This is a genomic window from Aeoliella sp. (genome assembly GCF_965227375.1).
In the GTDB taxonomy this organism is placed as follows: Bacteria; Planctomycetota; Planctomycetia; order Pirellulales; family Lacipirellulaceae; genus Aeoliella.
The window spans coordinates 155,476-170,572 of the sequence record NZ_CBDDFX010000002.1; the positions used below are offsets into that span (position 1 = coordinate 155,476).

Consider the following 15,097-nt stretch of genomic DNA (forward strand, 5'->3'; position numbering starts at 1 on the left):
TGGGCTTTCTCGGCATGTCGCGGACGCTGCTCTACGAATTTTTCGCGGGTGCAAGTCTTCCGGCCTGGGTTGTGTGTGGTCCGCCGGTCACTTGCAAGATTCCCGCAAGACTCGGCAAAATAGCAGATTACCTATCACCCAGCGGAGTGCCCCATGACCAGTGCCGAGAAGATCGCCATTACCGGACTGACGTTTGACGACGTGCTGATCCAGCCTCGTTACAGCGAAGTGGTGCCCAGCGAGGTGGACGTCTCCACGCAGCTTACCAGCCGTATCAAGCTGAATGTGCCGCTGCTCTCCTCGCCGATGGACACGGTTACCGAGCACCAGATGGCGATTGGACTGGCGCAGGTTGGCGGTTTAGGCGTGATTCACAAGAATCTGTCGATCGAACTGCAGACCGAAGAGGTCGACAAGGTGAAGCGCTCGGCCAACGGTATCATCGTCGACCCGGTGACCCTGCCGCCCGATGCTAGCGTTGCCACCGCCCGCGAAACGATGTCGCAATCGAACGTCTCTGGCGTACCCATCACCAAGCCCGATGGCACTTTGGTCGGCATTCTCACTCGCCGCGACATGCGGTTTCTCGAAGGCGACGAACTGCCCATCGCCGACGTAATGACCAAAGAGGCGCTGGTCACAGCCACCGGGACTGTGACGCTTGAGGAAGCTGAGAAGATTTTGATGGCAAAAAAGGTCGAGAAACTTCTGCTGGTTGACGAAGATTACAGACTGACAGGCCTGATTACCATCAAAGACATCGACATGATGCGGCGCTTCCCCCACGCGGTGAAGGACGCTCAGGGTCGGTTGAGGGTGGGGGCGGCCGTGGGCGTGTTCGATTTCGAACGCGTCGAGAGCCTGATCGCCAAGGAAGTCGACTTCCTGGTGGTCGACAGCGCACACGGTCATTCCGGCAACGTCATAGAGACCGTAAAACAGATTAAGAGCCGACATGACATCGACGTAGTGGCAGGCAATGTTGCGACCTACGAGGGTTGTCGCGACCTGATGGAAGCCGGGGCCGACGCCGTGAAAGTTGGCATTGGACCCGGTTCGATTTGCACCACGCGAATCATCTCGGGCATTGGTGTACCGCAGATAACCGCCATCAGTGAGGCGGCGCGGGCCGCCGAAGGTTCCGGCGTGACCATTGTCGCCGATGGGGGAATTCGTTACTCGGGAGATATTTCCAAAGCCATCGCCGCTGGGGCCCACGTTGTGATGATTGGCGGATTGCTCGCCGGTCTGGACGAAAGCCCCGGGCAGCGAGTGCTGTACCAGGGACGCACCTACAAAGCGTATCGCGGCATGGGGTCGCTGGGCGCCATGGTGCATGGTTCGAAAGAACGATACCGCCAAGCCGACGTCGATGACGACGACGGCACCGGCAACGGCAAATTGGTGCCAGAGGGAGTTGAGGGAAGAGTGCCATACAAGGGTCCGCTGGGGCCATTCGTCTACCAATTGGTGGGCGGGTTGCGTGCCGGCATGGGGTACTGTGGCACTAGGACCATCGCGGAATTGCGTAAGGAAACGCAGTTCGTCCGGGTAACACCGGCAAGTGTTAGGGAGAGCCATCCGCATGACATCGCCATCACGCAAGAAGCACCAAACTACACCACCGAATACCAAGGCGGAGAATCGACCTGATCTCGCTCGCCTTGATGTGCTGGTGGGAACGGATGGACCATCGGCCGTGGACGATCATGGACCGTCGTCCCTTGCCTTGCATCGCTCTTCTTACAACGACACCACGTGGCTGCCGGCAGCACTGCTTGCCACGCTGGTGCTGTTGGTAACCGCCCTGCAGTCGTTCGGCGGCGAACCGGCACCACTCCAGTGGCGCGCCGCTGGTACTCCTTCGACCAAGTCCGCACCGTCGGCGACTAATCTTCCCGTGCAACGTCTCTCCGCCGCCAAGCCCGACGCCAACGGCTATGCGGTGATGCAAGTGGCCTACGAGGAGATCGAATCGCCATCGGTCTCGGCCTCCGGCGCGGCTAGCTTACGGAGCGTGGTAGTTCACCCCCGCGATCCGAAGTATGGCGGCCCCGCGATCTCCAACCACGTGGCGCAGAATCCATTCGGCGATGACGACGACGAGATCACTCGTGGCATCGATTTGCCTTTCGGACAAGATCCTCAGCAGCCGGACGACATGCCCGAGATCGATCTGGATGCCGGCCCGTTGCCCGAACCGCCCGAGCCGGGAGCGATCGAGGATATGCCCGAGCCGACGATGCCCATCAATGGCCAGGACGATTTGCCGACTGCACCGACCCGTCCAGATCCAGTGTTCCGCCCCGGGCAGACAACTCCTGAAAGGGATTTTGATTTCTCGAAGATGAGTCCGCAACAGCAGGCCAATTACAATCGAGAACGCGAGCGGTCGCACGAGAATTGCGAAGATGCTCGCAAACGCGTCTTCGACGACGTAATCTCCGAGATCGATCTGAGCATCCGGCAACAAGGCACCGAGGGCGAGCAGTATCCCTTCGAGTGCGTACTGGACAACGGCTTGGTGTACGAGGGTCGCCATTGGGCAGAGGTCACCTACATGTGGAAGGCAGCGGGCAACTGCCACAAGCCGCTGTACTTCGAGCAAGTGCAACTCGAACGCTACGGTCACTCCTGGGGACCGTGCGTGCAGCCCTTGGTTTCGGGTGCTCACTTCTTCACCCGACTGCCAGTACTGCCGTACTGCATGGGCATCACGCCACCCAACGAGTGCATCTACCCATTGGGCCACTATCGTCCGGGCAACTGCGCTCCGTACATGATTCCAGCGGTGCCGTTCACTTGGCGAGCCGCTGCATTCCAGGCTGGGGCCACCGTAGGCACCGCGGCGTTCCTGCCGTAGCGATCCGCTTCGGCGACGCGCACTTGCCACGGTTCTGCTACAATCGGAACTTTTCGTTCCGGTGTAGGGCCGAAGTATGAGCAAGGTGCTGGTGTCGATTGCGGCCTTTGCTGCCATTGCAGCGGCTTGGGGATTTGCGTTCCGAGCACTCACTGTGTTTTTTCGCCGCGAGTCGGTCAGAAGGAACGGCGGCCCTACTCGCGTGCAACTCATCGACTTCCTGGCGCTCTTCGTAGCGCTCGCGCCGGCGTTGGTGTTCCTCTCGGTAGCCGCTCGCACTGGTTGGCCGCCGTGACCAACAGTGCTTGGGCTCGGAGTCCCCCTGTTGCTCGCCTTCCTCACTTTGTGGTGGCAGGCCGTGAGGCTGTTGAGCAATCTGGCAGTCCATGATGCCGTGCGTCGAGCGCTGTTCCTCGGTATTCTCTTCCCAACCATGTTGGGAGCCGCACCCATTGCAGCCGTGTTTCTGTTGGGCTCTCTATCGTTGTTGAGCGCCCAGGATCCTCCGCTGGGAATCTGGTTAGCAGTTGCACTTTCATTGGCTGCCGTGGGAGGCTTGTTGGGACGCGGCATCCGTTACGTGCACTCTGGCGTAAGAGTAGAGAAGTCTGATCCTCAAGCTGAGTTCCATGACTGAGTTCTTGATCCGATTCCTAATGATCCCAGCCGGCGCGGCTGCGCTGTACGGCAGTTGGCGGGCCATCTGCAGCATCGACATCACGCGCGGTATCGCGTGGCCTGAGACGTCGCGGCCGCGTTTTCAGTTGGTCGACTTCATGTCGCTGTTCCTGATGATGCAGATTCCGTTGCTGCTGCTCACGCTGTTTGTGCGCACCGGTACGACTCCGAACCCAGGATTCTGGGTGGTTGGTATCTTATACGCTGCGGTTTATGCGGGTATCTGGTGGTGGGGCGTCGCGGCGCTCTCGGCCATCGAAGTCAACAGCACCGTGCGGCGCGCGGTGTTCCTGGGCTTGTTGCAGCCGCTTGGCATGGGACTAATCCCGGCGGGAGGAGCGGCCTTGCTCATGGCCCTGCCGATGGCATGGAACGCCGAGTTACAGTTAGCCACCCGCGCGTTCGGCGGTATGCTCGTCTACACCGTGGCGGCGGTTGTATATAGCCTGGCTTGCGATTGGGTCCGTGCGGGGAGCGAACGACTGCATCCCAAGCCGCCATCGGAGGACGAAGTCGACTGAACCCTACATCACCATGCGATACCTTGGTTCTTGGTATCATCACAGCATGACTATGATCGCCGTTTCGTTGCTGGTCTTGTTCTTGATGATGGTGGGCTGGATCGCTGCGCTTACCACCGCCTCCAAAATGTACAGGGCTGCGGAAGGCTGGGAGTCGTCGACGCGCCGTTATTCGATGGGCGACTTCCTGGCGTTATTTGTGGCAGTGTTGCCGCCGCTTGCGATTCTTTCCATGGTTTGGAGGCTATTTGAGCTGCCGCGGTCCGGGATGTTGCTGTTCGGAGGAATCTTGGTTCCGGTCTTCGCCCACGCGTGGTGGCGCTCGATCTCACTGCTGTCCGACCTCAATATTGAGGACGCCGCACGCCGCTTTGTCTATCTGGCGGTCGTGGAACCCTTGCTCTTGGTGGGCACGTTCTTTGCCGCGGGCGAGATAATCATGGCCTTCGTAGTATTCGACTCCCAGAACTTTCCTTATGTGCCCTGGATGGTGGTGACGGGTGGTACCGGAGTCGTTGGTGCGCTGTTGCACTTCACCATCCGCTGGATCGTCGCTGGCGCCGCGCGGCAGGACAACAAAGAGTGCTAGCCTCACCTTGACCATCGCTGCGAGCTTCGGCAACAATCCACCAACACTCGCTATGTGTGGTTGCGTCCAACCAGGAGCCGATCGACATGCCGCTTACCGATGAGAAACGCGACCAGATTAACGAAGCCATCTTCGCAGGCCGTAAGATCGAAGCCATCAAGCTCTATCGCGACGCGACCGGCGAGGGGCTTAAGGAAGCCAAGGACTTCATCGAGACACTGACCGACAGCCTGCGTGAGAAGTACCCCGGTCGGCTGCCCGACAAGTCAGCCGGATGCGGCGCCGCGGTGCTGTTGTTTGCGGTAACGCTCGGCGGAGCTGTTTGGTGGTGCGTTGCTTAGCGGAAGAAACAGCGAGTCCAAATTGCGATATCCACGTTCTAACTCCGGTCGCTGACGCTCGCAGCTCGCCATTTGAAGAAGATGACCACTCCCACAAAACTCGAAAAGCCTACTGACGATCAGTTGAGAATCACCTGGTCGGACGACACCGTGCGCGAGTACACGGTCCGCGAACTGCGCGACGCGTGCCCTTGCGCCACGTGTCGCGAGAAACGCAACGCACCGCCACCGCCCGACAACGTACTGCCGGTACTACCGCCGGGAGCGGGCGCGCCGCTCGCGATTGCCGGCATGCGGCCGACGGGCAACTACGCCTACAACATCTCGTTCAGCGACGGCCACAACAGCGGTCTCTACACACTGGACCTGCTGCGCGAGTTGGGCACACAAATCAGCTAACCCCGCCCTAGCGCTCTCACCCACTCATCTTGCGCAGCAGCCAGTCGCCTAGCTTCGGCGAAATTTGGTTCAGCACGAACAATAGTCGTGCGCGGCCCGGCATCACGAGTTCTGCCTTCCGCGCCTCGCATGCCGCAAGAATGCGCTCGCAGAGCTTCTCGGGATCAAGCGCCGAGACCTTCGCTCCGCCGCCCGGCTTGGTGGCTGCGTCGGGTAGGCCTTGCTCGGCGGCCTCATAGCGGTCGCTCGACACCTCGTCGGTGCGGGCGATCGGTCCTGGGCATACTAATAGCGTATGCAGCCCGGCGGGGCCGCGTTCGAGTCGCAGTTGCTGCGCCATGGCGGTGAGCGGGAACTTGCTCTCGGAGTACGCGCCCAGGAAGCGCGGCGACACACGCGAGGCCAGCGAACCAATCAGCACCAGGTGTCCGCGACTGGTGGTGAGTGGCTCGGTGGCCGCTCGAGCGAGTTCGAACGCAGCCAGCGTGTTGACCCGCCACAGGGCCTCGAAGTCCTCGCGACTAGTGCTGGCCAACTCGCCCCGCATCGATCGTCCGGCGGCGTGGCACACGAAGTCGAGCCCCTGCAGCGAGTCGACCGTGTCGGTCACCAGTTGCTGGGCAAAACCCACCTCGGCAATGTCGCCCATCACGCCGGCCGCTTCGCCGCCCAAGTCTTTGAGTTTCGCCACTGCATCGACAAGACGTTCGCGATCGCGGGCGTTGATCACCACTCGGGCGCCGTGCCGGACGAGCGTTTCGGCGAGTACCAGCCCCAGTCCGGCCGATCCCCCGGTCACCAGGCAGGCTTTGTTCTTCCAGTAGTCGTTCGAAGAGGGCATGTCGCTTGCCGAGAGCAGGATCGAGCCAAAGTGCTATTTTAGTCCAGCGTGCGGGCAGTCGCGAGGCCCGTCGTGGCGACTCTCGGCACCCTTATTCCCAGCATCGCCGGTTGCCGTCAGAATAGGGGCCCACGCGAGCCGCTAGGTGGAGACTCAAGAGTAGCTTCCGCAGTTTTTATTGACCCCCTCTCCTAGCCTCTCCCAGCAAGGGGGAGAGGGAAGTTAGGAGGAAGCTATTCTTGAGTTACGCGGAACAGCCCTTTCGATTTTTCGAGTTACAGCACAAAAGGACTCCATGACAGCGCAGCCACAAGATATTCGCCAACGGGCGTACACGAAGATCGTCGCCACCGTTGGTCCAGCCTCCGAGTCCCGCGAGCGGATCACCGAACTCGTCCAGGCCGGCGTCAACGTATTTCGACTGAACATGGCGCACGGAGGTCCGGAAGAAAAGCAGCCCACGGTCGACACGATCCGCCAGGTGAGCGAAGAACTCAACCAGCCGGTGGCCATCCTGGCCGACCTGGCGGGGCCCAAGATTCGTTTGGGCGAAGTGGCCGACGGCTGTATTCACTGCGAACGAGGCGACGAGTACACGTTCGTCGAAGGCGACGAGCCCGGCGGGCCGAACGAGCTCACCAGCACCTACGAGCCGCTCACCTCCGAGCTTTCCAAAGGCGACAACGTCATGTTGGCCGATGGAACCGTGATCATGCGCGTGGTCGACGTCAAACCAGGACGCGTGAAGGCCGTAGTGACGCAACCGGGCGATGTCCGGTCGCGGCAAGGAATCAACCTGCCGGGCGTAAAGCTCAGCGCGCCGGCGATCAGCGTTACCGACCACATGCACGCCATTTGGGCCGCCAAAGCCAAGGTCGACTTTGTGAGCCTGAGCTTCGTCCGCGCGCCGGACGAAGTGAAAGCCTTGAAGGACATCCTCAAGTCGGCGGGCTCGCAGGCCGACGTGGTAGCGAAGATCGAAAAGCGTGAAGCACTCGACCGGCTGGAAGAGATCGTTTCGGTCAGCGACGCGGTGATGGTCGCCCGTGGTGATTTGGGCGTCGAAATCAACGTGGCCGAAATGCCGGTGCAGCAAAAGCGGATCATCCGCGTTTGCCACCGCTACGAAAAACCAGTGATCATCGCGACCCAAATGCTAGAAAGCATGCACGAGTCGACTCGCCCCACCCGCGCCGAAGTGACCGACGTGGCGAACGCCGTGCTCGACGGCGCCGACGCCTGCATGCTGTCGGGCGAGACTGCCATTGGCAAGCACCCAGTGAAAGCCGTGGAGATGATGAACAGCATCGCCCATGCCACCGAAGATGCCATTCCGACCCTGTTGCAGCGCGACGCCGATCGCGACGAGTACGCCACGCAGCATGACGTGACCCGCGCGGTGGTCAGCGGTGCGGGATTGATGGCCACCCAGTTGCAGGCCAAAACCATCGTGGTCGCCAGTCACTCGGGAGGCACCGCGCTCGCGCTCTCCCAGCACCGCAACTTGGTGCCCACGATTGGCGTTAGCACCAAGGAGTCGACGCTGCGAAAGATGAGCCTCTACTGGGGCGTCACCCCGCTGCGCGGTGCACCCGCGTGCGACATGCAGCAACTGATCCGCCACGCCGACGAATGGTCGCGCACCATCTGCGGCGCCAAACGAGGCGACAAGATTGTGATCGTCGGCGGCTCGCATCTGGCAGCCGGCCCCGATGGCGACCAAATGGCCAGCGGTGTGCACGACGTGGTCGTGGTGCACGAAGTCGAAGGGGAATGAACGCTACTCGGCGTTCTTTTGTGATTTCGGATACGGATCTTCGAGCGACAACTCGCCGTTGGGCAACTCGTAGTAGATCCGGCCGTTGATTGAGTAGACGTTGGGAACTCCACGCCGCCGGGACTCTTGTTGTGCCTTGACAACTGCGGTACGTGCAATTCGCATGAAGTCGTCGATCTTGGCGTACGTTTCTGCGCTGAGAACTGAATTACCGTTCATAGATTGCTCAACTGGAGTAGCCGCAAAAACGTCTGGAAATTGTCCTCGTCCCGGACGCTAGTCCCTGCATCCGATCCCGTAGCAACGTCAAGAGGACCTTCAGCACTATTATAGACGACGACCCAATTATCGGCCATATCGCGATAGATATTCCAGAAGTTGTTGATACTGCGATTGAATCGCCGGCGTATATCTATCTCCGGTACGTGATGGCCACCCATCCGTACGCGATGAGCGACTCGCTCGATGCAGGTCTCCGGAGAGTCGACAAACAGATAGAAGATCGAGATCACGAATCCCGCACGCGCGGCTTGCTTGATCTGCTTGCGGAGAGCAACACCTGACAGTGTGGTCTCGATCAATACCGACTCTGTGCCGCGTACGCGCTCACCGAGCAGCGTGACGAATCGCCGCCCTGCCTGGAAGCGAGCGCTGGTTGGGTCGTCCGCCGAAATCTCCGCGGCAATCGAATCAGCGCTTAGGTACTCAGCGCCATGCTGCGTGACGTATTCCAGAGCGAACGTTGTCTTCCCCGTTCCATTGGCACCGCCGACGATCACCAGCTCTTTCGCCATAACCTATTCATGCTTTGTAGTCAGGACTAACAAGGAAAGGGCGCTGCTCACTGGTCGCGAATCCAAACAATCGATCGATTCCTTCCCTGCTGCGGTTGTCGGTTGTTCCGAGCATAGTTGGGCACGGCCAGCAGCGGAGTTCCATCGGCGAATTGGCTTTTGATCACGGTCACACCACCCAGCAGGTCAGGGCGCCATTCGGTGGTAATTTCGGCGTCCGGCGGCAGCAAGCCGTCCAGATTGTTGCCGTCGACGGTCTCGATGCTGTAGACCAGTGGCCCGTAGCGCAAGGCGACGCGTCCGCGGTTGGCCGCGACGCGCAGGTCGCACTTCACGCGCTGCGGCGTCATCGGCAGCGTGAGTTCGATCTCGTCGCCGCGTTGCCAGGTGCGATCGATGACCACATAGCCGCCGCGGGTATCGGCCTCGACCGCTTGGCCGTTGACCTTTACCGCTATCACGCCATCGGCCTGCGGAGTGCTCTGGTACAGTTCGCTGACGCTACGGCTTGGCGAGCGCAGGCGGATCTTCATTGTGGTTGGCTCGCTGGGGTTCACGAGCAGCTTCACGTTACCGCTCCACGGATAGTCGGTCTGCTGCACCAATTCGAGTCCGCCACCAACTCCTTCGATTTGCGTGGTGCCGCCAATGTACAGATTGACGTAGACACCCTCGCCATCGGTTGTATAGGTCCACGTCGGCAGCATCAGCAACGTCCGCGGGATATTGCCCACACAGCAGGGGCAGACGTGCCACGGGTAACGCGGCGAGGCCTCGGTGAGCGGATTCTGGTAGTAGAAATTGCTGCCCGAGAGTTCGAGCGAGCCGAGCAATGCGTTGTAGAACGTCTCCTCGTACAAGTCGACATACTTGGCGTCGTGGTACGACAGGTGCAACTTGTACTGGAAGAAGATCTCGCCGCAACTGGAGCACGACTCGCAGTACCCGCGATTGGGCAGCGAAAAATCCTCGCCGAACCCTTCGGAGGTCTCGCCGCTGCCAATACCGCCGGTGAGGTAGTACTTGCGGTTGACAATGTTGTCCCACAGCGACATCACCGCCGAGCGGTAGTCGAGGTCGCCGGTCTCGGTGGCGACGTCGGCCATGGCGGAGTACGAATAAACCGCCCGCACCGCGTGTCCCACAGCCTCGTACTGCTGTTGCACTGGTCGGTGGCTTTGGTCGTACTCTGCGCCGCCACCACGATTGTCGAGCAGGAACTTGGCCAGCGCGATGTAGTTGTCGCCGGCGCCGTCGCCTTCCATGTCGTTGACAAAGCGGCCGAATCGCACCAGCGCCTGCTCCAACTCCTGGTGCTCGTCGTACCAGGGACGCTTGCCCGGCTCGGGGCCGATGTTCGCCACCCAGCAATCGGCGAGTTTCTTCGCCGCGTTGTACAGCCGCAGGTCGGTGCCGTTGGTGAGCGTGTAGTGGTTGATGGCCGACTCGAGGAAGTAGCCCGCCACGTAGCCCTCGTGACCTGTGCGGTTGCCAGGCGTCCAGCGATGCATGCGGTCGTTCAACGTGAACGCGGTTTGCAGGTAGCCGTCTGGTTCCTGCGCGGCCAGAATCTTGGGGATCCAGTCTTCGAGCGTGACTTCCATCATCTGCTGCGCGGCGATGATCTCTTCGTCGCCCTGCGGGTCGACCATCAGCGCGATGCACATCGATTCCACCGTCTGATGCACCCAGGCGTTGGAGAACACGTAGCCGCGGTGCGCGTGCGCCGGCTCGCCCGCCAGCTTCTTGGCCGCATCGAGGAAGTTGTTGATTCCTCCCTCTTCCAGGTCTGGGCGGTTGATGCGGTCGATGCAGTGCGGGATCCAACGCGTGATGATCGCCTTAGCGCGGTGGTTCCACAGCGGGCTGTCGATCTCATAGCGTTTGGTGTACACGACACCCAGCGGCGGTTCGGTGGGCGGTTGTTCCACTCGCACGGCGACCTCGGCCGTGTTCATGGCATCAGGCTTGCCAGCAGCAAGTTCGAGCACGTACTCGCCCACCTCGGAGAAGGTGGCAGAGGTCGACAAGCTGGCGGCGTCCGCGAACTGCACTTCGCCGGGGCCCGATTTCTTCCGCCAAGCGACAGTGGGCGGATCATCGCTGAGCGTCTTGACCGAACCTTCGAGATAGGTTTTGCCGCCCAGCATCACGATGCGATCGACGTCGCCCGTTACGATCGGCGGAAGCTCCGGAGAGTCGCCAGTGTCAAACACCCGCCACTCGAGGATGCCGGTCGAGTGGCCGCTGTCGTCGGAGTCGAACTCCAACCGCAGACGGTCGGACGACACCTGTTGGAAGTCGGCGCGGTTGTACTGGTCGCGCTGGACGCCGATCTGCTCGGCGCCCCGCACGGGCGCGTATTGCTGGCCGTCCCACGCGAGGAGTCGGCACGCCTTGGGCTCAGCAACTCCTCGGCCGTCTGCCCACCAATAGACTTCCACTCGATTGGTCGAAATGGGCTTCGCCCAGCGATACTCCACCCACTGGGTTCCTCGACGCGGCCAGTTGCCGTAGGCGTTATGGGGCTGCTCGCGCGAGTTGCGCAGTTCGCGTCCATCGTTCAGCGCGGCGAGGGTCGTATCCCCGGAGGTGTACGACGCACTGGACGTGGCCAACTGCGCCAGGTTCTTGCCTTGAGGTGGATCGGTAGTTTGGCCGCTGCACATCGATGCACCGTGCCATCCCGCGAGGGTAAGGACCGTGCAAGAAATCGCCATGATCTTGGCGCGCATGTTGTCTGATTCCGGTTGCTGCAAGAATGGGAGCGAAAGTGGTTCGAGCCCCTGCCCAGGAATTGTGCAGGACTTCACACCTCCGACCGACCGGTGGCCAGTCACTCGTCATTCTAGCTGAAACCGGCAACTTGGTGGCAGAAGGCACGCAGTGCTCTTGCCCAGTGCGGTCGCGGAAAACCCTAAGTCGAACTACGGCTTCGAAGCGATTTCTTCCTTCTTGCCATCCAGCAGGCGTTCGTCCATTTGCATCACGTAGTGCATGCTGCTGGTGGGGCCGGCGAAGCCCAATACGCGCTGGTCGACTTCCATCTCCTGGCTGAGCACGCGGCCCGCATCGATGTCGAACCGCACGGTGCCCTTCATCAGTCGCTGCACCAACTGCGCTTCGATAGTCGGATCGATGGGCGAAAGTACCTGGTAGCTGACCTCAATGGTCGCGACGCCGGACGCGACTTTGATGAGCTCGTAGTGCCGGCGGGTTTGGATCTCGCGCTTGGCGCCGTCGGCCGTTTGTACCGGTACGGTGCGTGGCTCGTTCCACGAGTCTCCCACGGCAACTGGTCGTTCCGGCAGCAGCAGCGTGACTGGCGCTTCGGTGTCGGCGGCCGGTTGCTCGTGTTTCACTTCGCGTTCAACCAGTTCGCCGCGGGGCGACATGCGGATGATGCTCAGCACGGTGCCCACCGCAGCGGCGGCGTCTTCGAATCCGGGGGGCGCCTTCTCGTCCTTCTTGCTGTCGTACACCATCTCCGCCCGGTCGGGCAGTTGGTTGGTCATGCGGACGCTTTCGACGATGTGCTGGAACTCCATCTCTCCGTCCGGCATCACGTCCATCACCTTCCAGACCTTGACCGACTCGCTTCGCGTGATGGCCTTCTGCGAGGTGCCCTCGATGGTGCTACGGACGCTGGCGCGGTGGTCGATGGAGTATCGCAGCGTTTCGCCCATCTTTAGCTTGTAGGCGAGCGTTACCTTTTCGTCGTCCGCGGCGCGTGCCGTGTGGCAAGCGGCGAGCAAGGTAACCAGAGCGAGCGATGTTAGAAATCTCATGGTGGCATCCTTTCCACGCGAGGGGAGTATTGCGACTAGTGCTAGACGGGTGCTAGCTGTGGGGAGGTTCTTCTCTCAACTGTCCGCCCCACCCGAGCTTTTCGCGAAGTGTTCGATAGTAACCTCGGTCAGGGATTCCGAGCAGTTTGAAGGTGGCCTTGCTACGAGCGATACGCACTCGATCGCCCGAGCGAATATTTGCCAACGGGCGGCCGTCGACGATCAGTGTAGTTCCTTCGTTGGGCTCGGGCACGGCCAGTTCGTAGATGCGTTCGGCCGAGTCGACCACGGGACGGTTGGTTAAGGTGTGGGGGCTAATGGGCGAGATCACAAACGCCTGCAGGTCCTTCCGCAGGATCGGCCCGCCGGCTGACAGGCTGTGGGCGGTCGATCCGACCGGCGTACTGACGATCAGGCCGTCGCAACTATAGGTAGTTGCCAATTCAGCGTCAACGTAAAGCTGAACCTCGATCAACGAGAACGGCGGCCCTGCTAGCACCGAGGCCTCGTTGAGTCCCAGTTCCGTCTCCACGACTTTGCCGCCGCGCATCAGCGAGCAATCGAACATCAGATGGTCCACCACGCGGGCTTCGTGATTGCAGATGGTCGGCAGCGCGGTTGCTAGCTGTTCGGGGCGGATGTGCGCCAGGAAGCCGAGCTTGCCTAGATTCACGCCCAGCACGGGAAGTTGCCGCTCGCCCATCAAGTGAGCAGTGCGGAGCATGGTGCCATCGCCGCCGAACACCACCACCAGTTCCGCCTCGTCGGGAATCATCCCATCGGCCAGATCCAGCACGTGGCCCACCACGTCAAGGTGTTGGGCCACCACCGGCTCGAGTCGGGCAAGCTCTCCTGAGAGCCGGGGTCGGGTTCCGTCAGCTACCAGAACGGCGCGATGGCGGTGGTGGGAGGACATGGAAGCTCTGCGGTGTGAAAGGAGGTGCAGGGAGCTGCGGCGTTACGGTTACCAGTGTCCTGGCACCGAGGCGATGGGGCAATACCGTCCTCGGCAGCCAGGTGACACCCCCCGGCGTCGCCGCCCGCACAATCATTGTAACCGGTCCTGGGCTCACGAATGGGACGCAGCTCGAAATGTTTGAGCTAGGATTGTCTGGTCCCTGCGGGGGACCACGATGCTGCGACTCGGTTGGTAGGGGCAGGTATGGCGAGCGGTACGACTTTAAGGCAACGGCGAGCTGCGCCCAAAGGCTACGTCTGGCTCTCTCCAGGCATGCTGCGCCGACTGGCTGCGGCCCCCGTGGCATTTTACCTGGCTAGTGACTCCTCTGCGCCGGTGCTGTTTCGCCAAGCCGATGTGCAAGTCGATCCGGCTACAGTGGACGAGGTAATCGAGTCGAAGGGAGACAGCCTCTGCATTCGCGCGTCCGACTTTCGCGAAGCCTGCTCCGGACTGTTGGAGTCACTCGAAGATGTCGTCGCCGACGAGTCGATGTCGCCGGCCGATCGTTACCAGATGCTGCAAGTGGCGGTGAGTTTCGAGGTCGAACGGACCCTCCGTGTTGTCGATCCGGGGCAGTTCGTCAATCTGAGTGCAAAGTTCGCCGACCATATTTCGACGCTGGTTTCCGGCACTGGGCTAGTGCCGGATGAGCTGTTCGCCATTGCTCGGCACGATTCGCAAACCTTCACGCATGTTACCAACACTTCGGGCTATGCGGTGATGCTGGCCGAGCGGCTAGGTTACTCTGACGACGAAGAATTGAGTGAGATTGCGACAGGGGCCATGCTGCACGACATCGGGAAGCGAGCGATTCCCAAGCACATTCTTTGCAAGTCCGGGCCCCTGAATCCGGAGGAGCGGAAACAGATTCAAACGCACCCACTACGTGGGTACGAAGAGCTGGCTGCACGCAGCGATGTGTCGCACGAACAAAGAATGATGGTCTACCAGCATCACGAACGCATCGATGGTACGGGCTATCCGGTGCGAATCTTGGGTGGAGAGATTCACCCGTGGGCGAAACTGCTCGCGGTGGTGGACGTGTTTGACGCCCTGACGGGCAGCAGGCCCTATCGCAGGCCTATGACCGTGCGCGAGGCCGCGGAGTACGTGGATAGCCACGCGGGAACCCAGTTCGAAAAGGAGATGGCCAAGTGTTGGGTGGCGGCGATCAACTGCAACTGACTGTGCCTGCGTGGGACTCCATCTCTGCCCGGGCGCGACTGCCACAAGGGGTGGAAGAGTACCACGACAAGCAGGGGCCGATGCCGGTGATGCCGGACAGCCGGCGGAACTTTCACCGGATCTATCTTCGTACGCCAGCTGTGTTGCTGTACCACGGCCAGTTCTTGGCGGGGTACCTGTCCGACGTGTCGCGGAGCGGAGTAGGGCTGTACGCGCCGGTGCAACTGTTGCCGGTGTCCGACATCCAGGTCTGGTTGGCGGATGGACAAACTCTGCGACTGCGAACCAAGAACTGCTTGCGCATCGAGGAACGCTGCTACCGCTGTGGCGCGGAATACTGCAAGAGCGAGTGACCTGTGC

Annotated in this window: 16 protein-coding genes; 10 read left to right on the forward strand and 6 right to left on the reverse strand. The window is 61.1% G+C overall.

From position 1 onward, the window contains the following. The first annotated feature begins 153 nt into the window (after positions 1-153). The 7 genes from guaB to ACQK2L_RS13700 all read left to right on the forward strand — a co-directional run bounded on the left by guaB (position 154) and on the right by ACQK2L_RS13700 (position 5,391). Positions 154-1,653: an IMP dehydrogenase gene (gene guaB / locus ACQK2L_RS13670; protein ID WP_425397577.1), complete on the forward strand. Its 1,500-nt coding sequence runs from the start codon at positions 154-156 to the stop codon at positions 1,651-1,653. Continuing rightward, positions 1,586-2,863, forward strand: a complete 1,278-nt coding sequence (locus ACQK2L_RS13675) for a hypothetical protein (protein WP_425397578.1) — start codon at positions 1,586-1,588, stop codon at positions 2,861-2,863. The genes guaB and ACQK2L_RS13675 overlap by 68 nt, the downstream gene beginning before the upstream one ends. Positions 2,864-2,939: 76 nt before the next feature. Further along, on the forward strand, positions 2,940-3,158 hold the full coding sequence (locus ACQK2L_RS13680; protein WP_425397579.1) for a hypothetical protein: 219 nt from the start codon (positions 2,940-2,942) through the stop codon (positions 3,156-3,158). Between the two features lie 334 nt (positions 3,159-3,492). Continuing rightward, complete coding sequence (locus ACQK2L_RS13685) at positions 3,493-4,062, forward strand: hypothetical protein (protein WP_425397580.1); 570 nt, start codon at positions 3,493-3,495, stop codon at positions 4,060-4,062. 46 nt (positions 4,063-4,108) lie between these two features. Beyond that, a complete protein-coding gene (locus ACQK2L_RS13690) occupies positions 4,109-4,651 on the forward strand; it encodes a hypothetical protein (protein ID WP_425397581.1) in 543 nt (180 codons plus the stop codon). An 86-nt stretch (positions 4,652-4,737) separates the two neighbouring features. Beyond that, a complete protein-coding gene (locus tag ACQK2L_RS13695; protein WP_425397582.1) occupies positions 4,738-4,992 on the forward strand; it encodes a ribosomal protein L7/L12 in 255 nt (84 codons plus the stop codon). An 81-nt stretch (positions 4,993-5,073) separates the two neighbouring features. Further along, complete coding sequence (locus ACQK2L_RS13700) at positions 5,074-5,391, forward strand: gamma-butyrobetaine hydroxylase-like domain-containing protein (protein WP_425397583.1); 318 nt, start codon at positions 5,074-5,076, stop codon at positions 5,389-5,391. A gap of 16 nt (positions 5,392-5,407) precedes the next feature. Here the strand turns inward: ACQK2L_RS13700 and ACQK2L_RS13705 are convergent, their stop codons facing one another. Continuing rightward, a complete protein-coding gene (locus tag ACQK2L_RS13705; RefSeq protein ID WP_425397584.1) occupies positions 5,408-6,232 on the reverse strand; it encodes an SDR family NAD(P)-dependent oxidoreductase in 825 nt (274 codons plus the stop codon). A 295-nt stretch (positions 6,233-6,527) separates the two neighbouring features. Here ACQK2L_RS13705 and pyk point away from each other — a divergent pair, with 295 nt between their 5' ends. After that, complete coding sequence (gene pyk, locus ACQK2L_RS13710; protein WP_425397585.1) at positions 6,528-8,009, forward strand: pyruvate kinase; 1,482 nt, start codon at positions 6,528-6,530, stop codon at positions 8,007-8,009. A gap of 3 nt (positions 8,010-8,012) precedes the next feature. Here the strand turns inward: pyk and ACQK2L_RS13715 are convergent, their stop codons facing one another. From ACQK2L_RS13715 to ACQK2L_RS13735, 5 genes are all read right to left on the reverse strand, one after another. Next, positions 8,013-8,228: a hypothetical protein gene (locus ACQK2L_RS13715; RefSeq protein WP_425397586.1), complete on the reverse strand. Its 216-nt coding sequence runs from the start codon at positions 8,226-8,228 to the stop codon at positions 8,013-8,015. Then, positions 8,225-8,803: an AAA family ATPase gene (locus ACQK2L_RS13720; protein WP_425397587.1), complete on the reverse strand. Its 579-nt coding sequence runs from the start codon at positions 8,801-8,803 to the stop codon at positions 8,225-8,227. The genes ACQK2L_RS13715 and ACQK2L_RS13720 overlap by 4 nt, the downstream gene beginning before the upstream one ends. A 47-nt stretch (positions 8,804-8,850) precedes the next feature. Then, positions 8,851-11,538, reverse strand: coding sequence for a glycoside hydrolase family 127 protein (locus ACQK2L_RS13725; RefSeq protein WP_425397588.1), 2,688 nt, complete (start codon positions 11,536-11,538; stop codon positions 8,851-8,853). Between the two features lie 192 nt (positions 11,539-11,730). Next, positions 11,731-12,591 (reverse strand): hypothetical protein, encoded by an 861-nt coding sequence (locus ACQK2L_RS13730; RefSeq protein WP_425397589.1) that lies wholly within the window; start codon positions 12,589-12,591, stop codon positions 11,731-11,733. Positions 12,592-12,643: 52 nt separating this feature from the next. Beyond that, positions 12,644-13,507: an NAD(+)/NADH kinase gene (locus ACQK2L_RS13735; protein WP_425397590.1), complete on the reverse strand. Its 864-nt coding sequence runs from the start codon at positions 13,505-13,507 to the stop codon at positions 12,644-12,646. A gap of 315 nt (positions 13,508-13,822) precedes the next feature. On the opposite strand from ACQK2L_RS13735, the gene ACQK2L_RS13740 reads away from it, so the two are divergent. Both ACQK2L_RS13740 and ACQK2L_RS13745 read left to right on the forward strand, forming a co-directional pair. Further along, positions 13,823-14,737 carry an HD-GYP domain-containing protein gene (locus tag ACQK2L_RS13740; protein WP_425397591.1) on the forward strand — a complete coding sequence of 305 codons (915 nt, stop codon included), beginning with the start codon at positions 13,823-13,825 and terminating at the stop codon, positions 14,735-14,737. Further along, positions 14,707-15,090, forward strand: a complete 384-nt coding sequence (locus ACQK2L_RS13745; RefSeq protein ID WP_425397592.1) for a PilZ domain-containing protein — start codon at positions 14,707-14,709, stop codon at positions 15,088-15,090. Before ACQK2L_RS13740 ends, ACQK2L_RS13745 begins: the two co-directional genes overlap by 31 nt. Positions 15,091-15,097: the final 7 nt, after the last annotated feature.